Source organism: Peribacillus sp. NPDC097225 (genome assembly GCF_044761955.1).
Lineage (GTDB): Bacteria > Bacillota > Bacilli > Bacillales > DSM-1321 > Peribacillus.
This window is the reverse complement of sequence record NZ_JBIWDJ010000001.1, coordinates 1-23,452: the sequence shown is the minus strand read 5'-3', so window position 1 is coordinate 23,452 and position 23,452 is coordinate 1. Positions and strand designations below refer to the sequence as shown.

General features: G+C 40.6%; 20 protein-coding genes. 19 read left to right on the top strand and 1 reads right to left on the bottom strand.

Features of this window, described 5'->3' with window-relative positions; all coding sequences use genetic code 11:
- Nucleotides 1–6: 6 nt before the first annotated feature.
- The 4 genes from ACIQXH_RS00100 (at nucleotide 7) to ACIQXH_RS00085 (ending at nucleotide 5,195) form a co-directional block, all read left to right on the top strand.
- On the top strand, nucleotides 7–1,401 hold the full coding sequence (locus tag ACIQXH_RS00100) for a sugar porter family MFS transporter (protein ID WP_402868842.1): 1,395 nt from the start codon (nucleotides 7–9) through the stop codon (nucleotides 1,399–1,401).
- 198 nt (nucleotides 1,402–1,599) lie between these two features.
- On the top strand, nucleotides 1,600–2,637 hold the full coding sequence (locus ACIQXH_RS00095) for an aldose epimerase family protein (RefSeq protein WP_403121783.1): 1,038 nt from the start codon (nucleotides 1,600–1,602) through the stop codon (nucleotides 2,635–2,637).
- Between the two features lie 465 nt (nucleotides 2,638–3,102).
- Nucleotides 3,103–3,621: an NfeD family membrane protein gene (locus ACIQXH_RS00090; protein WP_403121781.1), complete on the top strand. Its 519-nt coding sequence runs from the start codon at nucleotides 3,103–3,105 to the stop codon at nucleotides 3,619–3,621.
- Between the two features lie 23 nt (nucleotides 3,622–3,644).
- Nucleotides 3,645–5,195, top strand: a complete 1,551-nt coding sequence (locus tag ACIQXH_RS00085) for a flotillin lipid rafts scaffold protein FloT (protein WP_402988316.1) — start codon at nucleotides 3,645–3,647, stop codon at nucleotides 5,193–5,195.
- 674 nt (nucleotides 5,196–5,869) lie between these two features.
- On the opposite strand, the gene ACIQXH_RS00080 is transcribed toward ACIQXH_RS00085, so the two are convergent.
- Nucleotides 5,870–6,613 (bottom strand): SDR family NAD(P)-dependent oxidoreductase, encoded by a 744-nt coding sequence (locus ACIQXH_RS00080; protein ID WP_403121779.1) that lies wholly within the window; start codon nucleotides 6,611–6,613, stop codon nucleotides 5,870–5,872.
- Nucleotides 6,614–6,765: 152 nt separating this feature from the next.
- On the opposite strand from ACIQXH_RS00080, the gene ACIQXH_RS00075 reads away from it, so the two are divergent.
- The 15 genes from ACIQXH_RS00075 to ACIQXH_RS00005 form a co-directional block, all read left to right on the top strand.
- Nucleotides 6,766–7,533, top strand: coding sequence for an SDR family NAD(P)-dependent oxidoreductase (locus ACIQXH_RS00075; protein ID WP_403121777.1), 768 nt, complete (start codon nucleotides 6,766–6,768; stop codon nucleotides 7,531–7,533).
- Between the two features lie 262 nt (nucleotides 7,534–7,795).
- The gene (locus ACIQXH_RS00070; RefSeq protein ID WP_402868830.1) at nucleotides 7,796–9,730 is read left to right on the top strand and encodes an oxidoreductase; all 1,935 of its coding nucleotides are present in this window, start codon (nucleotides 7,796–7,798) and stop codon (nucleotides 9,728–9,730) included.
- Between the two features lie 90 nt (nucleotides 9,731–9,820).
- Nucleotides 9,821–11,059, top strand: a complete 1,239-nt coding sequence (locus ACIQXH_RS00065) for an acyl-CoA dehydrogenase family protein (protein WP_402868828.1) — start codon at nucleotides 9,821–9,823, stop codon at nucleotides 11,057–11,059.
- Between the two features lie 90 nt (nucleotides 11,060–11,149).
- Complete coding sequence (locus ACIQXH_RS00060) at nucleotides 11,150–12,223, top strand: phosphotransferase family protein (RefSeq protein WP_402868826.1); 1,074 nt, start codon at nucleotides 11,150–11,152, stop codon at nucleotides 12,221–12,223.
- 104 nt (nucleotides 12,224–12,327) lie between these two features.
- Nucleotides 12,328–13,089 (top strand): SDR family NAD(P)-dependent oxidoreductase, encoded by a 762-nt coding sequence (locus tag ACIQXH_RS00055; protein ID WP_402956949.1) that lies wholly within the window; start codon nucleotides 12,328–12,330, stop codon nucleotides 13,087–13,089.
- A gap of 85 nt (nucleotides 13,090–13,174) precedes the next feature.
- Nucleotides 13,175–13,975 (top strand): SDR family oxidoreductase, encoded by an 801-nt coding sequence (locus ACIQXH_RS00050; RefSeq protein WP_403121775.1) that lies wholly within the window; start codon nucleotides 13,175–13,177, stop codon nucleotides 13,973–13,975.
- A gap of 243 nt (nucleotides 13,976–14,218) precedes the next feature.
- On the top strand, nucleotides 14,219–14,818 hold the full coding sequence (locus ACIQXH_RS00045) for a TetR/AcrR family transcriptional regulator (protein WP_402868821.1): 600 nt from the start codon (nucleotides 14,219–14,221) through the stop codon (nucleotides 14,816–14,818).
- 175 nt (nucleotides 14,819–14,993) lie between these two features.
- Nucleotides 14,994–16,193, top strand: a complete 1,200-nt coding sequence (locus ACIQXH_RS00040) for an ABC transporter substrate-binding protein (protein ID WP_403121773.1) — start codon at nucleotides 14,994–14,996, stop codon at nucleotides 16,191–16,193.
- Between the two features lie 172 nt (nucleotides 16,194–16,365).
- The gene (locus tag ACIQXH_RS00035; protein WP_402869857.1) at nucleotides 16,366–17,538 is read left to right on the top strand and encodes an ABC transporter substrate-binding protein; all 1,173 of its coding nucleotides are present in this window, start codon (nucleotides 16,366–16,368) and stop codon (nucleotides 17,536–17,538) included.
- A gap of 29 nt (nucleotides 17,539–17,567) precedes the next feature.
- The gene (locus ACIQXH_RS00030) at nucleotides 17,568–18,437 is read left to right on the top strand and encodes a branched-chain amino acid ABC transporter permease (protein ID WP_402868818.1); all 870 of its coding nucleotides are present in this window, start codon (nucleotides 17,568–17,570) and stop codon (nucleotides 18,435–18,437) included.
- Complete coding sequence (locus ACIQXH_RS00025; protein WP_403121771.1) at nucleotides 18,434–20,296, top strand: branched-chain amino acid ABC transporter ATP-binding protein/permease; 1,863 nt, start codon at nucleotides 18,434–18,436, stop codon at nucleotides 20,294–20,296. The genes ACIQXH_RS00030 and ACIQXH_RS00025 overlap by 4 nt, the downstream gene beginning before the upstream one ends.
- A complete protein-coding gene (locus tag ACIQXH_RS00020) occupies nucleotides 20,286–21,017 on the top strand; it encodes an ABC transporter ATP-binding protein (protein ID WP_402868813.1) in 732 nt (243 codons plus the stop codon). The genes ACIQXH_RS00025 and ACIQXH_RS00020 overlap by 11 nt, the downstream gene beginning before the upstream one ends.
- Nucleotides 21,018–21,037: 20 nt before the next feature.
- Entirely contained in the window at nucleotides 21,038–21,757 is a 720-nt protein-coding gene (locus tag ACIQXH_RS00015; RefSeq protein WP_402868810.1) for an SDR family NAD(P)-dependent oxidoreductase, read from the top strand.
- 33 nt (nucleotides 21,758–21,790) lie between these two features.
- Entirely contained in the window at nucleotides 21,791–23,149 is a 1,359-nt protein-coding gene (locus ACIQXH_RS00010; RefSeq protein ID WP_403121769.1) for an FAD-dependent oxidoreductase, read from the top strand.
- Between the two features lie 76 nt (nucleotides 23,150–23,225).
- The coding region (locus ACIQXH_RS00005; protein ID WP_403121766.1) for an enoyl-CoA hydratase/isomerase family protein at nucleotides 23,226–23,452 on the top strand (227 nt) is incomplete at its 3' end.

Genomic DNA, 23,452 nt, shown 5'->3' with positions numbered 1-23,452 from the left:
ACATTAATGGTTAATGAAAAGAAAATCTCAAGTGGATTCATTTATTTTTTTGGGGCATTTGGAGGCATTCTCTTCGGTTATGATATCGGCGTTATGACGGGTGCTTTGCCTTTTTTGCAACATGATTGGAATCTTCAAAACAACCCTAGTGCTGTAGGTTGGATCACCTCTTCCTTGATGTTTGGAGCTATTTTTGGTGGTGCCCTGGCTGGACAACTTTCAGATCGTTTAGGACGGCGCAAAATGATACTAATATCTTCTATCATTTTTGCTTTTGGGTCTATTTTAGCAGGTGTATCCCCTCATAAAGGGATTCTATTTATGATTGTTGCTCGTATTTTATTAGGGATAGCTGTTGGTGCTGCCTCTGCGTTAGTCCCAGCCTATATGTCTGAAATGGCACCTGCCCGTTTACGTGGACGGTTGTCCGGAATTAATCAAACAATGATTGTTTCCGGAATGTTACTTTCGTACATTATTGCTTATCTATTGAAAGACTTACCAGGTACCATGGCATGGCGTTTGATGCTAAGTTTGGCTGCCGTACCTGCTTTGATTTTGTTTATCGGGGTGTTAAGGTTACCGGAATCACCACGCTTTTTGATTAAGAATAATAAGATTAATGAAGCACGTAAAGTGTTGAGCTATATTCGCTCTAACAAAGAACAAATTGATTCTGAAATAAAACAAATTCAAGACACTGCCAAAGAGGAAACGAAAGTAAATCAAAAAGCGTCATGGGGAACCCTTTTAAGCAGTAAATACCGTTATCTAGTAATTGCTGGGGTCGGGGTAGCTGCGTTTCAACAATTCCAGGGAGCAAACGCAATTTTTTATTATATTCCTATGATTGTAGAAAAAGCAACAGGGCATGAAGCCAGCTCAGTATTGATGTGGCCAATTATTCAAGGGGTTATACTTGTATTAGGTTCATTATTATTCTTAATGATTGCTGATAAATTCAATCGCCGTACTTTATTAACGATAGGCGGAACTATTATGGGGCTATCCTTTATTTTGCCCGCAATATTGAATGTATTAATTCCTGATGCAAATCCGATGATGATGGTTGTTTTTTTAAGTATTTATGTTGCGCTATATTCATTCACGTGGGCGCCTTTAACATGGGTTATCGTTGGAGAAATTTTCCCACTGGCGATTCGCGGGCGTGCATCCGGGTTAGCTTCATCATTTAACTGGATTGGATCTTTCTTGGTTGGATTGCTATTCCCTATCATGACAGCAACGATTTCTCAAGAAGCCGTTTTTGCAATATTCGGTGTTATATGTTTGCTTGGTGTTCTATTTATCCGGACATGTGTTCCTGAAACTCGAGGTCATTCTTTAGAGGAAATTGAAAAAAATGGATCAATAAAACCAGCCAAGGGAGAAAGTGCTTAAATTACAACTATGATTTTTGGAGCCAGTTAAATCAGGAATTCATATGGTACTCTGGTCATTATAATCTATAGGTACATCATGAACTTTTATGATTCCTAACAAAAGGCCGAAGTGAATACTTCGGGCTTTTGTCTTTTCGCTTTAAAAAAATTAACTTATCATTATAAAAAAGAATTTAATAGGGTAGGAGCCGATATTATGAAAGTATCACATAGCTCATTTGGGAATAATATTTTGCTGTTTACTATGGAAAATGATCATGGTATAAGAATGGAAGTTACAAACTTTGGAGCAAGAATCGTCAATCTTTTCGTTCTTACGGAATCAGGTCCCACTAATATCGTATTGGGATTTGACACGATAGAGGATTATCAAAAAGAAACATATTATGGAGCTACAATAGGTAGAGTGGCTGGTAGAATTAAAAATGGTGAGTTTTCCATTGGTGAATCCCGGTATAAAACATCCGTCAATCAATTAGGGAATACATTACACGGTGGCAATCCCGGATTCGATGAAAAAATATGGGATTATGAAGTGGAGGAGAATGATGAAAGTGCGTCAATCATTTTTTCAACTCACTCACCTGATGGAGAAAATGGCTTTCCGGGGAATTTGAAAGTAAGTGTGACGTATACATTGGATAACTTAAATACTTGGTCAGTGAACTATCAAGCAAAAAGTGATAAAGACACAATTTTTAATCCGACCAATCACGTCTATTTTAACTTAACAGGGCACCCTAGCAATCCAATCGATAATCATTTCTTACAAATCTTTTCTGAAGAGTTTGCGCCAGTAAATGAAGATACCACGGTAACTGGGGAAAAGCGAAGCACGATTGGCACGCCTTATGACTTTCGTACGCCAAAGGAATTACGTTCAACCTTTGATGCAATTGACGCAGAGGTTGAAAAGGTTCAAGGAATCGATCATCCATTTTTCCTTACCTCTTCAGGAATTCATCAAATTGCAGCCAAATTAATTAGTCCTGACGGGAAAATAACAGTCAAGGTTTACACAGATGAACCAGCAGTTGTCATTTACACGGCAAACTTTGTGAAAGGTGTTCCACTGATGCATGGAGAAAAATTAAGTCAACATGGTGGAATAACGTTTGAAACCCAAGCTGCTCCAGGAGCGGAGGAATTTGAAGGTTTTGGAGATATTCTGCTTTTGGCAGGCGAAAGTTATACGTCCCAAACAAAGTTCAAAATCGAGGTTAGCCCCCGTTAAGTTGAAGTTTCTACCATACGTGAGGATCCGGTGCAGCAGTCGGGACTTAGGGCAATTGACCATATAGAGGTAAAAATAAAAAAATCACAAGAGAATATTAAACACGCATCACCTCCTGAAGACGATTAATCATGGGAGGTGCTTTATCTATGCCACGATTAAATATAACAATTTCCCCGTACATTATTCCTATAGGTTATCCTCTAAATGAATATTGAAAAAAATGACGACCCTTTTTTATTCCTATCGAAATTGGGCAATTGTAGTAGGTCCAAATTAAGGCGTATTTATTATAATTGTGAAACCTTTCCTGCTTTCATTCGTATTAATGGTGATTAAAGTATAATATGGTTTTTATACCCTAACATCTAAATGGTATCAAATGAAAAGAAAGAGGAGGTAGCGGCTAAATTAAATGATGCTCAATTTTTTGGGGGAAGAAAACCTTATGTAAGGGATGAAATTATGGATTTGTATGGAGTACCACTAGAAACCGTCTATCTATATGGATTAATTATATCTGGAGGACTGACATTTTTAATCATTTTGTTTAATGATGTATTTTCTGGATTAGAACTTCCGGATATTTTTAATCCTACTTTGATTCTTAGTTTTTTGACGATCTTTTTTGCAAGTGGTTTTCTATTTGAATCAGTTACAGATCTCCATGCCGGTGTGATTGTAAGCCTTTCTTTTTTACTGGCATTAACAACCGTCACATTATTGAATGTGTTTGTTTTGATTCCCGTTTCAAGGGCGGAGTCAAGCTTAACCTTTCATGATCATGATTTGAGGGGAAGGGTGGGACTGGTCTTAACGACAGTTCCGGTAGACGGGTTTGGCGAAGTGTTAATACAGAGTAATAGCGGCAGTATTTCTAAGACTGCGGCAAGTTTCAAAAATGAACAAATCGCTTCAGAAACTAAAGTCTTGATCATTGAGGTGAAAAATGGGGTTGTCTATGTCATGCCCCATTATAATTAAAGAGGGTTGAGGAGGGAATGTTTATGACAAGTTTAATATGGATCGTTATTGCTATTGTTGCTTTTTTACTTATTGCACTTATTGCTGTCTTTGTTACGAAGTACCGTACGGCTGGTCCTGATGAAGCATTAATCATTACTGGAAGTTATTTGGGGAATAAAAACGTACATGCCGATGAATCAGGAAATAAAATAAAAATTGTCCGGGGTGGAGGAGCCTTTGTCCTTCCGGTTTTCCAGCAAGCAGAACCGTTAAGCCTGCTATCGAGTAAACTGGAGGTTTCTACGCCCGAAGTATATACGGAACAAGGTGTACCAGTTATGGCAGATGGTGTATCCATCATTAAAATCGGTAGTTCCATAACGGACATAGCCACGGCTGCTGAACAATTTCTAGGAAAGACCAAGGACGATCGTGAACAGGAAGCCCGTGAAGTGCTAGAAGGACATTTAAGATCTATCCTTGGCTCCATGACCGTTGAAGAAATCTATAAAAATCGTGAAAAATTTTCACAGGAAGTTCAGCGGGTCGCTTCTCAAGATTTAGCAAAAATGGGGCTAATCATTGTGTCTTTTACAATAAAAGATGTGCGAGATAAAAACGGTTATCTTGATTCACTAGGGAAGCCAAGAATTGCCCAAGTAAAAAGGGATGCGGATATTGCAACGGCTGATGCTGAAAAAGAAACCAGGATTAAACGGGCGGAAGCTTCAAAAGAGGCCCAACGTGCTGAACTTGAGAGGGCAACGGAAATAGCGGAAGCCGAAAAAATCAATAAGTTAAAGGTTGCAGAGTTTCGCCGGGAGCAGGACATTGCTAAAGCACGTGCAGACCAAGCATATGATCTTGAAACAGCCCGTTCAAAGCAAGATGTAATGGAACACGAAATGCAAATCAGGATTATTGAACGGCAAAAGCAAATTGAGCTTGAAGAAAAAGAAATTCTTCGCCGAGAAAAGCAATATGATTCCGAAGTGAAGAAAAAAGCGGATGCTGACCGTTATTCGGTGGAGCAAGCGGCTTCGGCAAATAAGATGAAACAAATAACTGAAGCTGACGCAGATAAGTATAAAATTGAAGCAATGGCAAAAGCGGAAGCGGAACGTATCCGGTTGGATGGACTTGCCAAAGCCGATGCACAAAGGGCCCAGGGGACAACAGATGCCGATATCATCCGTTTAAAAGGGGTGGCAGAGGCCGAAGCAAAACAGAAGATTGCTGAAGCATTTGAACAGTTTGGTCAAGCGGCCGTGATGGATATGATCCTGAAAATGCTCCCGGAGTATGCAAAACAAATAGCTTCTCCACTGGGTAACATTGATAAAATAACGGTAGTGGATACGGGTGGGAATGGTGTAAATGGGGGTGCTAACAAAGTGACCTCTTACGCGACGAACCTCATGTCCACACTACAAGAGTCCTTAAAGGAATCTTCAGGCATTGATGTGAAAGACTTACTGGATAACTTTTCAGGTAAGCGAAATATATACCCGCCCACGGTGAATCAAGAAAATGTAGACATGAATGCGACGATCGGTGCAGGGAAAGAAGAATTGGAGAAGACTATTTTATAAAATAGGGTAAGGAGAAAAGGATAGGAAACACTCGGGGGGATAATTGTGAAATTTCAATGTAAAGAAAAATTTGAATTTAAACTAAAATTTATTGGTTCATCCGACTATTTGATGGTAAATTCCTGGTATACACAGTATTAGAGTTAGCCATTTAATATGTAGTAAAATAAGGGTTCCATTTAAATGTTAAATAGTAGCACCTCCTGGGTACGATGATTAAAGGAGGTGCTTTATCTATTCCAAAAAATACATGGAGAAGTTTGAATGACATAACCAATTTATAATCAGATCACCATTCATACGAAGGAAAGCATGGATGATTTTCTCCTTGAATTACTTTTTTTGAAAATAAAATGGTAACCCCCTTAATAGGTCCTTTGTGATAGGTACGAATCAAGATTTATTTGTGAAAATTGTGAAACGGAGAAACAGGAAGTACCAGCAGAATTTTTAAAATAACACTAATTTTTTGTGGAAGGTTTAAGGGATGAAAGTATGAATATATATATTGGGAGTAGTTTGTATGGGAGCATGAGCTATTATAGTGAAAAAATATTAGTATACTATTCCTTGTGTTTTTGAAATAGTAAGGGGAAATGAGATTAATGCACTTGCTTGAGTAATTTTTAGGAGCTCTAGAAGAGCCCCAATTACCCAAGTAATTGCTAGCATCATTATCTCGCAGTATAGCCTCCATCAACGATTAGCGAAGTTCCTGTTACAAAATCATTTTCACATAAGAAAATAATGGCATGAGCAATTTCCTCCGGTTTTCCAAGTCTTCCAATCGGGTGTTTAGCGATAAGCTCGTTATAGGAAAGATTATTAGCTTCCCTATTTACGGTTCCGGACTCGAGGAAACCGGGACTTATGGCATTGACCCTAATATTTTTATCAGCGTATTCGAGTGCAAGAGTCTTGGTTAAATTTAATACTGCTCCTTTACTAGCTGTGTAAGCAAACGTTTCAGGAAGCCCAACAGTACTTAGGATAGAAGCAGTATTTACTATGCAACCACCCCCAGTTTTTAGCATTTCACGAATGACATGTTTTGCCGCAAAAAATACACCGTGTTGGTTCACTGATATAATTTTATTATATTGCTCAAAAGTGAGTGTATGCGTTGGATTTAACCCGCCAATCCCAGCATTATTTATTAAGATATCGACTTTTCCATATCTATTTACCGTTTCTGTTACTAGATTTTCAACGGATTTTTCTTCAGCAACATTAACCTTTATAAATAGAACTTCTGCTCCATTCTTTTTCAACTCTTGTTCGGCAAATACTCCCGGGGGCTCATTTAAATCAGAGATTACAACTGTGGCCCCTTTTTCAATCAATGCTTTTACAGTTGCAAGTCCAATTCCTGAAGCTCCCCCCGTTACGATAGCTACTTTTTTGTCCAGTTTCCCCACACTATCATCTCCTAATATTTGTTATATTAAAAGTATCATAACGCCAAAAGAATTAACAGAAAATTAAAAAGATTCTAATTTTACTTGATTTATAGTTTTTAATATTCTAAGTTAGTCAGTAGAAAGAATCTTTTAAAGAGGGGGAAGTTGATATGGTTCATAATTATTCAACTACAGCCATTGTTACAGGTGCTGCTGGAGGAATTGGAAAGGCTTTAATCAAACGGCTGGCAAAACGAGAATTAAATTTAGTGCTTGTGGACTTGGCAGAAGAAATGCTTCAAGAAATTGTGTTTGAGACTGGATTAGAGAATGCAAACGTTCTAGTTGTAAAAGCAGATGTATCTAGAGAACAAGACGTTAAAATATTTGTTCAAAAAACAGTTGAGAAATTTGGGAGGATAGACTACTTTGCCAATAATGCTGGGATAGAAGGACCAAGAGGGGTAATCGAAAATCTAGCAGTAGAAGATTTAGATTTAGTATATAAAGTAAATGTAAGGGGAGTATTTCTTGGACTACAATATGTCATTCCCGTAATGAAAAAACAGGAATCAGGTGCCATCCTCAATACTTCTTCACTTGCTGGTCTAATGGGGGTACCTGGAAGTTCAGCGTATAATATGTCTAAGCATGCAGTTATAGGGTTGACGCGCTCCGTGGCTAAAGAAGCAGCACCATACGGAGTCCGAGTAAACGCTGTATGTCCCGGTACAATAAATACACAGATGATGAGGAGGATTGAGGAGAGTTCCGGTAATGTAAGGAAACAAAAAACGTTTAATGAGATGGCCACACCTTTAGGAAGGTATGGGGAACCAGAAGAAGTAGCAGCTGTAATGAATTTTCTTTTATCGGAGGAATCATCTTTCGTAACAGGATCATTATATACCGTTGATGGCGGGATGTTAGACCAGTAAAAACAGTCGTTTGAAATTAGAAGGGTAAAAGTATTTAGAACGTTATAATGTTTCATGTTTAAGAAATGTAGCCGAGTCAAGGAATACTTCAACAGGAAGCCTCAAGATATAATATTTATTTGTAAAAATATTCTAAATATATTGACTAATCAAAACTCAGTCTATTACAATTGATGTTGAAAGGTGATTCATGTATTGGTAAATTATTATTTTTAAGGCACTCGTTTTTTGAATTCCTAATTTTTTGAGAGGATGTTAAACGATGACGAAGCACCAACATTTATTTTCTCCTTTTACTCTTGGACGTATTACCTTGAGGAATAGAATTGTTGGGACTGCTCATGGTACAGCAATGATTACAGACGGTGTTCCGATGGAAGAGGACATCAAGTATTGGGAGGAACGAGCACGAGGCGGTGCAGGACTCCTAATTACGGGAGGAACCATTGTTCATCCAAGTTCTCGACTTCGGAGACGAATGCTAAATGAGGCATATTTGGAAGAAGCTGTTCCGATGTTTCGACGCAGGGCTGAGGCGATTCATGCCAACGGAGCTAAGGTGATTGGTCAATTGGTTCACTTAGGCAGAGAGATGATTGGAGGAGAATCCGATTATCCTTTAAGAGCACCATCTGCCATTCAATCACCTCGTGCTCTTTACCGGCCGATTGAGCTAACACATATAGAAATTAACGAGATCATCGATGCCTTTGTACTATCGGCATTAAATTTAAAAAAGGCTGGGTATGACGGGGTTGAAATTCATGCTGCGCATGGCTATTTGGTCGCTCAATTTCTTTCATCTGGAACCAATAAACGTAATGACGAATATGGCGGCTCCCTAAAAGGAAGAATGCGGTTCTTACTTCAATTACTGGAAGCCATTCGCAAGGAAACGGGAAGTGATTTTGTTATAGGTGTTCGGTTGAGTGCGGAGGAAGAGGTAAGCGGCGGCATGCAGTTAGCTGACACACTTCAAATTGTCAAAGTGCTGTCTGGAATTAGTCCTGTCGATTATTTGAACATTACGAAGGGGATTAGAGGAGGATATGTAAAGGATTTGACCATTCCTCAAGGAGTCACGGTAGACGCAGCAAGGGAAATTCGCTCAGCTACTAATATACCCATTCTTGTTAGTCAACGTATTAAAGACCCAAATATGGCAGAGAAGATTTTGGCAGAAGGAGCAGCAGATTTAGTCGGGATTACCCGAGCCCTCATTGCCGATCCAGAGTGGCCACTCAAAGCAGAAACAGGTCGCAGTTATGAAATTATTCCTTGTATCGGCTGTAACCAGGATTGCCGATCATTTGATCCGTTTTTATATTGTGCTGTTAATCCGACTACAGGCCGCGAAAATGAGTTAGATAGAATAATACCTAAGAGCAATAACATAAAAAAGGTTGCCGTTGTCGGAGGAGGGCCAGCGGGTTTAGAAGCAGCAAGGGTAGCAGCTTTACGAGGGCATTCAGTCGAACTATTTGAAAAAGAAGCGACCTTAGGCGGACAGGTGAGAATAGCAGCAAGGGAACCAAACCGCCGGGAGCTGATCGACGTCATTCATTACTTAGAATCAGAGGTTCGAAGACTTGAGGTTACTGTAAATTTAAATCAAGCCGTAGATGTTAATGACTTAAACAGTTTTGATACGGTTATCCTCGCAACTGGAGCGGTGCCAGAACAACCTAAGGTTCATGATTCTATTAAAGGTAAGGTATTGACGGTTTATGATGTGCTAAAGTCTGACGATTTGTCAAAAGGCGTAGGTGAAACTGCGGTTGTCGTAGATGATGGGACAGGATTTTGGCCATCATTAAGTACGGCAGGATGTCTTGCTGCGAAGGGTTATAAGGTGATATATGTGACACCGTCACGAACAATTGGAGCAAGCATTCCGCATGAAAGCATTCAACTGCTTCTTAATCGACTGAGTACAGCTGGGGTACAATTTATGATTTTACACCAAATCGCAGAAGCTAATGGAAATAATATTAAAGTTCGTAATGTTTTAAGTGGGGAAGAAACACTCATAGAATCAAACTTACTTGTCATAGATGCGGGAAGACGTCAAGAAAACACTCTTGCCAAGCAACTTAGGGATGTAGCTATTCCGGCTCACTTAGTTGGCGATGCCATCTCACCTCGGCGGATAAGTCATGCAATATTAGAGGGTCATCGAATTGCCCGTAAGATTTAATTGATAAAAAGTTAATAAATGTATCAATTTAACAGGAAAGAAAGGCAGTTTAGGAGGTAAATATCTTAATAATAAGGGAGATGTATTAGGATGAATTTCGAGTTCTCAGATAAAGTAAAGGATCTGCAACATCAGGTAACGGAGTTTATGGAACAATATGTTTATCCAAATGAGACCGTATATGAGCAACAGTTAAATGAAGGCACATCGAGGTGGGAAATCCCTCCAATCATTGAGGAAATGAAAATTAAAGCAAAGGAAAAGGGCCTATGGAATCTATTTCTTCCAGAAAGTGAGTACGGAGCAGGACTAACTAATTCGGAGTTTGCTCCTTTATGTGAAATAATGGGCCGCTCTCCCTTCATTGGTCCGGAAGCTTTTAATTGTAGTGCACCTGACACAGGGAATATGGAAGTGTTGGTACGATACGGTACGGAGCAACAGAAAAAGGATTGGCTGATTCCTTTATTGGAGGGGAAAATCAGATCTGCCTTTGCGATGACAGAACCTGCAGTGGCCTCTTCTGATGCGAGAAACGTTGAATCAAGTATTGAAAGAGATGGAGACCATTACGTTATTAATGGGCGCAAATGGTGGACATCGGGCGCCCCGGATCCACGCTGTAAAATTCTTATTTTTATGGGGAAATCCAACCCCAATGCCCCAACCTATGAGCAACAATCCATGATTTTGGTCCCGATTGATACTCCAGGAGTAAAAGTTCTTCGAAGCCTCAACGTGTATGGATACGACGATGCACCTCATGGGCATGGAGAAGTATTATTTGAAAATGTAAGGGTACCTGCTTCAAATATGATATTGGGAGAAGGAAAAGGTTTTGCGATTGCTCAGGGAAGACTTGGGCCTGGTCGAATTCACCATTGTATGCGCCTAATTGGTTTGGCAGAAAGAGCATTGGAATCAATGATTGAGAGAGCACAAACTCGGGTCGCTTTTGGAAGCGCTATCTCCGATAAAGGGGTTATCCGGCAATGGATAGCGGATTCAAGGATTGAACTTGACCAAGCACGTCTACTAACTCTAAAAACAGCATATATGATGGATAAATTAGGGAATAAAGAAGCGAAGAAAGAAATAGCGATGATAAAGATCATTGCACCAGAAGTGACAACGAAAATAATCGACCGAGCCATTCAGGTTCACGGAGGAGGCGGAGTTAGCCAAGACTTTTCTCTTGCTAGAAACTGGGCATATGCACGTATTGTTCGACTGGCGGATGGACCCAATGAGGTACACAGGGAAGCTGTGGCAAAACAAGAATTAAAACAGTTTAATCAAAAAGAGACTAAGTATACTTTAAATCATTAGAATGATTAATAAAGTCGTAAGGTGCACCTATCATAAACGTTTTCAAGTAATGGAAATAAACTAGTGAATTGGCGGAAAGGCGGTAATAAGATGAAATCCCATGAAAGCGATGTGATATCAGTCGTTCGTGAAGGGGAAGATTTTAATCGGGAAGCTTTTCACTCCTATATGCTTAAACATTTAAATTGGTGGCCAAATGAACCGCTTGAAGTGACTCAATTTTCAGCCGGGTATTCCAATTTAACTTATTTAATTCGATGTGGGGAGGCAGAAGTTGTTATGCGGCGTCCCCCTTTAGGACCTCTTCCTCCTAAAGCACACGACATGAAACGGGAGTTCTCTTTATTAGAGAAATTATATCCAGCTTTCCCTTATGTACCAAAAACCTACCTTTTATGTGAAGAAGAGTCGATAATAGGAGTCCCATTTTATATTATGGAACGGAAAGAGGGTTATGTATTCGATGCGAAATTCCCGACAGATTTTACAGCTACAGACGAAAAATCCAAACAAATTTCCTATGCGGCGGTTGATACGCTGGCACAGCTTCACCAAATCGATTACAAGGCTATAGGATTAGAAAACTTTGGACGCCCTGAAGGCTTTGTTGAGAGACAAGTTAACAATTGGTTAACTCGGTTTGAGCGAAGTAAAACGCATGATATACCCTATTTTGATAAAATAGGAAAATGGTTCACTGAGAACATTCCTCATTCACTAGGAGCAACAGTTATTCACAATGATTATAAACTAAATAATATGATGTTCTCCAAACAAAATGTCGGGGAAGTAGTTGGAGTTTTTGATTGGGAATTGGCTGCGATTGCTGATCCTTTATTCGACTTAGCTGCCGCCTTGGGTTATTGGACCCAAACGAATGATTGGGAATCTGTTAAACAGAGTTTACCATCCTTGACGACCTCACCTGGATTTATCACTCGCGATGAATATATACACCGATACTCTTTAAAGACCGGGCAAGATATCCCTCCACTGCATTTCTATATGGCGTTTACTTATTTTAAAATTGCGGTTGTGATGCAGCAAATTTATTATAGATGGTCTCTTGGCCAGACAAAGGACAAACGGTTTGCAACATTGGATCAGTCTATATATAGTTTGATGCAATATGCCAATGAAATTATCGAGACAAAGAAATTTTAATAAGTACATTGCTGGATAGATAGTCACATCCATCTCAGTGGTGGCAATCCCATAAGAGTTTTATCAAAAAGGGAAAACTGCTATTTTTTAAGGAGGTAAAGAGATTGGACTCTCTCTTTGATTTGAATGAAAAAGTGGCCCTTATTACAGGAGGGAGTAGGGGGATTGGAAAGCAAATAGTGAAAGCGTTTTCAAACCAAGGGGCAATCGTTGTCATTGCGAGCCGAAACATTCAACATTGTAACGAAGTGGCAGAAGATGTGATCCGGGAGGGAGGGCAAGCACTGGCCATTGGCTGCGATATAGCGAATTTAGACGAAATTCAAAATATGTTCCAAATGGTAGCGGATACATTTGGAAGGCTAGATATATTAGTAAATAACGCAGGTATCAGTATTACCAAACCTTCCATTGAAGTTACAAGCGAAGATTGGGATGCGATGTTTAATATTAATATTAAGGGCTTATTCTTTGCCTGTCAGGAAGCAGCAAAAATCATGATAGAACAAGGGAGCGGGAAAATCATTAATATATCTTCCATTGGGGGAATCAAAACTTTTAAACGGATTGCTCCGTATGGGGCCAGCAAGGCGGCGGTCATTCAGCTGACAAAGTCGCTTGCTTCAGAATGGGCTCGTCATGGAATATTAGTAAACGGAATTGCACCAGGGCTCATCAGTACGGATATCAATACAGGAGAAATAGCAGATGAAAGACTCTTAAAGAAGATGCTGAATTTGATTCCACTTAGAAGGCTAGGTCAGCCCTCAGATATTGCCATGATGTCAGTATTCCTAGCATCCAATGCTTCCAACTTCATGACAGGTCAAACGATAAGTATTGATGGAGGGGTAACCTCTGAGTAGTGACTAGTTCACTCTTTTATGAATAAGAAGGTCTTTTGACCAACAGAATATTCTTCTGTTTAAGAAATTAGAAAGGAAGGCTAAGATGTATAAACGTTTTGAAAAAAAGGTAGTGTTAATTACGGGTGCAGGGTCTGGCTTAGGCCGTGCAACAGCCATTCATTTAGCATCTGAAGGGGCTATGCTTTCCCTTGTTGACAAAAACATCGAGGCACTTGAGGAAACAAGAAGCCTCATTACCGAAAAGACGCAGCAATCCCCGGTACTCCTTTTAACAGCAGATGTTTCCGATGAAGAGTTAGTGAAGAAATACGTTGATCATACTATTCGTCGTTTTGAGAGAATTGATGGTTTCTTTAATAATGCAGGGATTGTCGACACAAGTGCGCCATTCGAGGAGTATGATAGCGATCTGTTTTCCAAGCTAATTGATATTAACTTATCTGGCGTGTTCTATGGTCTAAAGCATGTTCTTGCTGTGATGAAAAAGCAGAAAGAAGGATTTGTGGTGAATACTGCGTCGGTTGCAGGCCTTCGGGGACTTTACCATAAGCCAGGGTACGTAGCATCAAAACATGGAGTGGTAGGTCTAACAAAAGCAGCTGCAATCGAATATGCTGAATTCGGCATTAGTGTCAATGGAATAGCACCAGGTCCAATTGCAACGAATATGTTGATCAATAATTTTAAAAATATTAATCCGGAAAATTGGGAAGTTGCAGCTGCTCAACATGCAGATGGAATTCCAGCTAAACGGTTAGGGAGGCCGAAAGAAGTGGCACTCCTTGTTGCATTCCTCCTTTCTGGAGAAGCAGAGTTCATTAATGGTGTTACGATTCCAATTGATGGTGGCCAAGGTGCAAGTCAATATTCCCGTAAAAATTAATCGGAGTGGATGGGGGAATCTGAGAATTATCGGATGTATATAATTTAAATTTTCAAAATATTGACAAAAATGTTAAATTATTATAAAGTTAATTTAAATACTGAATCAGTTTTCACTAAAATAAAACATACAAGGAAATATAATACTGATAAATTCCTCTAACAGTATTAGCTTGACCAAAACAATCGGTTATAATGATAATTGAAACATGATTCACTTTATATGTACTAAGGAGGAATTGCAATGCCCCAAGAGAATCAGAACCTTATTCCAAAAACTAACAGAGGAATTCAAACTAGAAATAAGCTTTTACGATCGGCAGAATATGTTTTTGGGAAGAATGGATATCACGAGAGCAGTGTAACAGAGATTACCCAAAGGGCAGGAGTTTCATTAGGTAATTTTTATACTTATTTTGAATCTAAGTACCAAATATTTGAATCACTACTTTGGGAAATGCAAAGTGAGTTAACAAAAGTCCTACGAAAAAAAACAGCAGGGATAGACAATAGGATTGAGATGGAAAGAGAAGGTTTTAAGGCAATGTTAGATTTTTTAAAAGAAAGACCCTACTGGTATAGCTTATTTCCACAAGCTGAATTTGTCGATAAAGAGCTTCATCGGAAAATAATGGAGGTTTTCGCTGAACCTTATATCAAGCGGATTGAGGAATCAATGGAAATAGGGGATATTCGAAAACTAAACCCAGAAATAATTGTCTATTCTTTTATGGGCATTATGAATTATATTGGTATGAAATGGGTTTTGTGGGATGGAAAAGAAGTTGACGACAAATTATTAGATGAGCTTATGGAATTTGTGAAATTTGGAATTTCTAAGTAAATAAAGATAAGGTACTTTTTTAATAGACTATCATAAATCCTCTTATATTATTTGTATAGCGGATTTATGAGCTAAATAGTTAATGTAAGCGCTTCCTATAAGGGGCCATGCTTATAATTCTGAGTATCTCAATGTTAATTAGAATGGACGCTCTTCAAAAGGAGTTGAATGGGATTTGAAAAGACTAGCCTTAGGTTTAATTATAATCACTTCTTTGTTAGCTGCTTGTAGTAATGGAACGGATGTAACTACATCTCAAGGAGAAAAAGCAACAGGGGTCACGGATACTTCTATCAAAATTGGTGCTTGGCTCCCTCTTACAGGTGGTGTTGCTGCACATGGAATACTTCAGCAAACTGGGATGAACGCTTACTTCGAGATGATCAATGATAATGGTGGTGTAAATGGAAAGAAGATTGAGTGGATAGTGGAAGATAATGCTTTCGACCCACAGAAAACTGTGGCTGCCGCTCGTAAACTTGTGGAGCGGGATAAAGTTTTTGCAGTCGTGGGCTCCAACGGCACGGCACAGAGCGCGGCAACATTTCCCTATTTGCTAGATCAGGCGAAAGTACCTTTCCTGCCGGGACAGGGTGGAGCGAACGATTGGTGGAATCCTGTTAAACCAAATCTTTTTGGGGTTCAGGTGGTATATGAAAACCAGGCACAAGCTTTAGGCCACTGGGCAGCTAAGGAAGGGGCGAAGAATATCGTTGTCGTTCACAGTGACCCCGCAGCGTTTATTAATGTAGCTAAAGCTGCTGAGCCAGGAGTCAATACAATTTCCAAGGAAGCATCTGTTAATCTGCTCCCGGTAAAGTTTGGGACTTCTGACTACGCTCCGATTGGACTCGAGATAGCAAACAAAAAGCCCGATGCTGTTGTCGCTATTTTAGCGGTAGAGGAACTCATTGCTTTTTCAAAGGCATTGAATCGTCAGAATCTAGATGTTCCTATTTACACCTATGCACCTAATGTATCAAATGATACGTTAGAACTTGGTGGCAAAGCAATTGAAGGACTAAGGGCGATGTCTTATACGGTGCCGCCAACCATCGACACTCCAGAGGTGGAAGAATATAGGGAAGCTTTGAAAAAGTACGAACCGTCTGCACATCCTGATTTTCAATCCCTATATATGTGGGGAGTCGCTAAAGTCTTTGTAGAGGCAATAAACCAGGTAGATGGGCCTCTTACACGTGAATCTTTTGTTCAGTCACTAAAATCGATGGAGAATTTTGAAAACGGTATTATTCCTCCAGTAACCTTCTCAGAAGGTGACCATATGGGTGTAAAAGAATTACAGCCAGTCATGGTGGAAAATGGAGAATGGAATACTGTAGGGGATTTCATTGATCCTGATAAGGAATGGTAAAGGATAGTCCTTTGAAAATGGCAACAAAGTGATTTTGACCTTTAGCGATCAACCGAAAGATTCTGAACAGCCAGCCTCCAACCTTTTATCCGAAAATAACAGATATCTTTTGGGAGATAATTTCTGAATATTTACATTATTAAAAATAGTGGGGGTATGGCGATTGAAAACGGTGCTATTAGGGATTGCGATGCTGCTATTATTTATAGCTGGGTGTAGCGGTGGAAATGCGGAGAAGACGCTAGGTATAACAGAAGAATCCATCAAAATTGGGGCATGGTTGCCGATGACAGGACCTGCAGCTGTTTATGGTAGTACCCAGCGCCAAGGGATTGAGGCTTATTTTGAAATGATCAATGAAGATGGAGGAGTAAACGGAAGGAAGATTGAATACATCACAGAAGATAGTGGCCGGGACCCACAGCAAACGGTTGCTGCTGCCCGGAAACTAATTGAACGAGACGAGGTCTTCGCTATTGTAGCTCCTTTTGGAACTGCACAAACAGAAGCAACTTTCTCATTCGTATTAGATGAAAAAAAGGTACCTTTGTTAAATGTCTATGGAGGACTAGAAAACTGGTATGATCCATCCCGTGAAAATCTTTATGGGGTGATGATTCCATACGAAGATCAAGCTCGTGCTCTTGGAAGATGGGCTGCTAAGGAAGGAGCTAAGAATATTCTTGTTATTCATAACGATCCGGCGGTATACGAAATAGTGGCTAATAATGTGGAACCAGGTGTAAAAACCGTCGAATCGAGTTTATCGGTAGATCTATTGCCGGTAAAATATGGTACGGCAGACTATGCTCCAATTGCCCTCGAAGTTATTAACCGGAAACCTGATGCTATTGTTATGATTCAACCGATTGAGGAATTAATTGCGTTGGCAAAGGCGTTGGATAACCAAAATTTCGAAGTTCCATTATACACATATTCACCTAATGCTTCACTAGATACATTGGAGTTAGGAGGAGGAGCCGTAGAGGGACTTCATGCTATGTCTTGGACTGTGCCACCTACAACTAATTCACCTGCTGTTAAGGAGTATAGAGAGGTTCTGAAAAAGCATGCTCCTGCTACAACACCTGATTTCCAATCTCTATTTACGTGGGCTGAGTCAAAAATCTTTGTTGAGGCTCTGAAAAAAATCGATGGAGCACCGACACGTGAAAAGTTAATTAGTGCTTTGGAATCTATTGAAAATTATGAGACAGATATTCTTCCTCCAGTATCCTTTTCATCTGACAATCATTTGGGTGTTAAAGAAATTCAGCCTGTTAAGGTTGAAAATGGAGAATGGAAAACGGTAGGGGGCTTTATCGATCCGGCGACAGATTGGTAGATAAACTAGAAAAGGGGTGAAGAAATACGATGCATGATTTACTCTCCGTAATTTTTTCAGGACTGGTAAGTGGATCTCTTTACGCACTACTTGGCCTTTCGATAGTTATCATTTTTAGGGCAACAGATGTTGTAAACTTTGCAATTGGAGATATAGCAACTATTGGAGTTTACGTTGCTTTATCCGTGATGGCATTGGGAGTTCCTGTAATATTGGCACTGCCTGTTACGTTCATTGTAGCTGGCATGATTGGAATCGGGGTAGAACGATTTATCATACGCCCGCTCGGGCCCGGCAGCATGTTTTCAGCATTGGTCATAACAATGGGGTTTGGGTTAGTACTTCAGGCGTTAATTGGGACTGTTTGGGGGTTTACCCCCCGGGCAATCCCTCCAATTATAGATGGTAGCTTTACGTTTTTAGGAGTGGCAATTACTTATCAAAAACTATTGGCTACTGGTCTAGCAATAGTTGCTATGTTGCTCGTTGCAACCTTATTTAACTGGACGCGTATAGGATTAGCAATGAGGGCTTCTGCTGAAGATCACTTTGCTGCCAAAATGGTAGGCATAAAAAGCAGTCGAGTAGCAAGTCTTGCATGGTTTTTAGGATGTGGCTTAGCTGGGTTAACAGCTTTCATTATGGCCGCTGAGACTTCCGTTAGTGTTACCTTGATGGCAATGGTTCTTTTCCGGGCCTTTGCAGGAGTTTTCTTGGGTGGCCTGAACAATATGATGGGTGCAGCAGCTGGCGGTATGATGATTGGGATTATGGATAATTTAGCTGGAAGTTATGTTTCAGCAAGTTTTCGGGACACGATGGTATTTGCCGTAATCGTCGCCATTCTATTTATTCGACCGAGCGGTATACTGGGGGCTAAGGGGGGAGCTAGGGTATGAACAGCCATAACATCTCCGCTCTAGGGCAAAATAGAAAACAAAAAAACACTCAGCTTAGTTTGATTGTTATTGTGGGGATAGCTTTAATAGTTATTCTTGGGCCAGCGGGTCTAGTGGGTTCTTATGTTAGCTACGTGATCAACCTTACACTCATATATGCAATTGGGACTATTTCAATCAGTATGTTGGCGAATTACTCTGGGATTTGGTCCATTGGACATACGGCATTCTTAGCCATCGGTGCTTACCTAGCAGCGAATTTGAGTGTTCGTGGTTTCTCAGTTGAACTAATTATTCTGATTAGTTTTGTGATTACGCTAATAATAGGGTTGATAATTGGTCTCAGCGCGGGACGATTTTCCATCCTTTACATGGCCATTTTAACTTTGGCACTTGGGTTGGTATCAAATGAGGTAATCGGACGATGGCACTCAGTAACCGGTGGGGATCAGGGTATCACGGTTGGTCCTGCTCGCTTGTTATTTTCTGAGGATCCAATTAGTGCTAATAATTACGTAGTGTTAACAACCGTATTGTTCACCTTGGTTTTCCTGCTAGTTACCATTATTACTAAAGGAACACTTGGACGCCGTTGGTTAGCTGTAAAAAGTCAGCGAATGGCATCCATGTCGATTGGATTAAAACCTTCTCTTGAAAACGCGTTAGCTTTTGGGTTAAGTGGTGCCATTACTTCTATAGCTGGAGTGTCTCTTGCTTACTCCACAATGTATATCAGTCCCGAAGCCTTTACAATAGCAATTGCTACAAACCTTATGCTCTGTACAGTAGTTGGAGGGGTGGGAAGTATTGGCGGTGCTATGTTAGGTGCAATGTTTCTGGTACTAGTACCTGAAGTAGCTCGAGAGGTGCAGGGAATTTCTGGGTATGTATTTGGTTTTGCAACCATTCTTGTATTGTTATTTTTGCCGGAAGGAATTGTACCAGGTATTTTAAAACGCCTAAAAAAGAGAAGTAAGACGATTGTGAAAAAAGAAGAACTTGTTGCTGCTACTTCGGAAAATGCACTAATAGAATTTCATGAAAGCGAACATCTTCATTCATTAGTGGAAGGATTCTTAAACCCAGCAACATCCAATTTGACGGTTTCAGATCTTAGCGTATCTTTTGGAGGTGTTCGTGCTCTAAATCATGTTAGTCTCGATGTTCCAGCTGGGAGTGTAGTAGGTCTGATTGGCCCAAATGGTGCAGGGAAAACTACTCTGTTAAATGTTTTGAGTGGGTATGTTAAACCTTCAAGTTTTGAAGGCCTGCGCTTTGGAAAAATCAATTTAGCACAGTTAGCGCCTTACCAGCGAGTACAGCATGGATTTGGCCGTACCTTTCAACATGCTGAACTATTTACAGAACTCACTATCGAAGAAAATATTATTCTAGCAGCCCAACAAAGCTATAAAGTACTAAATGGCAAAGGAAATAATAAAGAACCACTTAAGATTGCTGAAAAGTTAATTGATCAGCTTCGATTACGGCCATATGCAAATTCCTATCCAGCGGAGGTACCTTTTGGTGTCCAAAAGGTTACCGATATTGTTCGAGCTTTGGCTACTGGTGCACAAATCATTGTGATGGATGAACCATTTTCAGGACTAGATGCAGATGAACGCAAGGAGGTACGGTTAATCCTACAAGTAATGAAACAAGCTGGAGTCTCGATTTTAATTATTGACCATGTGGTACAGGAGGTACTGAGTATTGCCGATCAGATGGTGGTACTGGACTTTGGAAGTGTACTTGCAACAGGAACCCCTGATGAAATTAAAAACAATCCAAAAGTGCTGGAAGCTTATCTTGGTTCTGTACTACAAGATGGTAAGGAGGACTTAACCGATGATCACTAATATAGTAGCAAAGGAATTGTGCCTTGAAAATGTAACACACCGGTATGACGGAGTACTTGCTCTTCAAGATATTTCCCTAGAAATTGAAAGGGGTAGTTTTACAGCTATCCTAGGGCCAAATGGTGCAGGTAAATCTACACTTGCTCTCATCTTAGGTGGAATGCTTCGCCCAACGTCTGGTTCGGTCACTGTGAAACAACATAAGGGTAAACAATCAGGTGATGGATTCATCGGACTTGGAGTTGTTCTGGTTCCTGAAGGACGCCGATTATTTAATTCGATGACAGTGAAAGAAAACTTGCTTATTGGAGCCTATGGCTCCGGTCAATCCAAAGTCGAGATGATGAGAAGCTATGAGGATATACTAGAGTTTCTGCCAGAACTGAAACGCCATCTAAATAAACCTACTGGACTTTTAAGTGGTGGCGAGCAACAGATGGTTGCGGTTGCCCGGGCAATCATGGCCCGACCCGATACCATTATTTTGGATGAGCCATCTTTGGGATTGGCACCTAAAATGATTGAGAGAATATATGAAATTATCTCTGAGCTAAATAAACGGGCATTGACGGTAATCGTCATTGAGCAGATGGCTACCTATGCACTGCGGAATGCAAAAAACATGGTTGTACTTGAAGGTGGAAGTATTCGATATCATGGTTCTGTCACTATGACAGCTGCAAGTGAGGTCTTACAAGAGGGATACTTTGGAACAAAGTAACATCAAATGGGGGTGGGAGTGTGACAAAAATTGCTATTGTTACCGGTGCTGCCCGGGGAATGGGGAACGGGATAGCTATCCGGCTAATAGAAGAGGGGTACACTGTAGTTGCCGCAGATGTGGATAAAGTAGGCTTGGATCTTCTTGATGAGAAGGTCACAAGGAATGCTTTAATTAAAAAAGTAGGGGATATCGGAGATCCTCAATTTATTAAACAAATGGTAAGTGAGTTAGATTCATCTCAAATCGAACTACTAGTGAATAATGCTGGTGTCCGCTGGCCAACTACCGTTTTAGATGCTACCGATGAGGAATGGGAAACCACGATGAGGGTGAACCTAACGGCTCCATTTTATCTCACTAGGGAAGTCGGAAATGCATGGAAAGCTGCTGGTCGTGGGGGTTTAATTATTAATATTGCTTCTATTGCGGGTTTAATGGGCTTAAATAATCGAGCAAGTTATTGTGCTTCAAAAGGGGGGCTTATTGCTTTAACAAAAGCGGCAGCAATGGATCTTGCGCCAGCAGGGATCAGAGTGATTGCGATTTGTCCAGGTTTTGTTAACACTTCCATGACTGTTGAGAATGCTCAAGATTATGTAAGGGACTACGTTCCAATTGGGAAAAGTGGCAAGCCTAATGACATTGCCCAGGCAGTCGTGGATTTAATGCGTTGGGAAATCGCAACAGGAACCATCATTCCGTTAGATGGGGGATTAACTGCTGGGTTCCGCTGGTAATGCGCTAGAAACAGAGGAAAGGGGTTAGTGAATTTGACAGATGAACAAATGTTTCTTGAATATGATCTGATTGTCATCGGAGCAGGCATGGCAGGACTTTCTGCAGCCGGCCGTGCGGCAGATGCAGGCGCAAAAGTATTAGTGGTAGAAAAAGCGTCAGAGATTGGTGGTTCTGGACAACATGCAGGATTCCTTTGGACAGTTCCTGATGAACGGGTACTTAGAGGATGGGATGATGGAGACCCACATTTGGCTCGTGTTGTGTTGGAAAATTTTCCAGAAGGAACAGAATGGATGCGCAGCCGCGGAATGTTTCAGTCGGGACCGACACCTGTTCTTCATGGACTCGGTTATGCGTTGAATGTAACTGGGCATCTTCAGGATTGTACAAAAATGATTCGGAAGGCGGGTGGTCAAATTATCTTAGGTGCATTTGTTGAAGAGCTAATTTTAAGTCCTGAAGGGAGGGTAGAGGGAGCACGGATTCTCGATGATAACGAATTAATTGAGGTAAAAGCAGAATGGACTCTAATAGCTACAGGTGGTTTTCAGGCAAATCCTGCTCTCAGGGCAGAAAAAATCCACCCAAACGCGGCAGGTATTGCCCTGAGGTCTAATCCTAACAGTACTGGTGATGGAATCCGCTTAGGACTTCAGGCAGGATCAACATGGGCTGGTGAGAACCCAGGTTTTTATGGACATTTGATAAGTTCACCAGCCTGTCTTAATAACCCATCACTATTTACCCGACTCTCCCAATATCATAGTGACTATTCGCTCCTATTTAATGAGGAAGGAGTCCGGTTTACCGACGAGAGTCAAGGGGATTTCCGCAGTTCAAATGAGTTGGTGTTTCAGCCAAATGCACGTGGATTGCTTGTCTGGGACGAACATATCCAACAGGAACATGTCTTAAAGTCATTTGTCCATGGCGTTGAAGCGGAGGATAGGTTGCAGGTGGCTCTTCAACATGGGGCACTTGGGATAAAGGTAAAGGAGATTACAGAATTAAGTGACATTGCTGCTCAATGGGGATTTGATGGGAAGACAGTTGTGCAAAGCATCAAAGAATACAATGAAAAAGTTGTTTCATCCCCTGAAAAAATCAACCCTTCACGTGCTTATGATCTTCGGCCGTTGGACAAGGCACCCTATTATGCACTTGTTGTGGAACCAGCCATTACATTTACTCATGCTGGTCTTCGAATTGACGATCAGGCTAGAGCACTGAATTCAGAAGGGAAGCCGATTCCAGGACTTCTCGTTGCTGGAGCGGATACTGGAAATGTTTATAAACGTGGGTATGGCGGTGGGTTGGCAATGGCCCTCGGATTTGCCTTGCAAGCTGTAAAGACAGCAGGATGGATTGTACCAAAAGTAAGTAATGTGTAAAAGAAATTCATAAGCTTTTAATAGACTTCTATAGTTGTATAGTTAGTAAAAAAATTTATATAGAGGAGAGTGCAATATGTATAAGTTTATTGAATATCAAAAGGAAAATAACGTGGCGACACTTTGGTTGAATCGTCCAGAGAAAAAGAATTGCATCAACTGGGAGATGTTGAACGAAATGGCGGATGCCATCGGAGAGGCAGAAAATGATGATGAGGTATTAGCTCTAGTCGTACGAGGACGCGGGGGCACATTCTGTGCAGGGGCAGATTTAGATATGTTGGATGCTGACTTTCTGAAAAC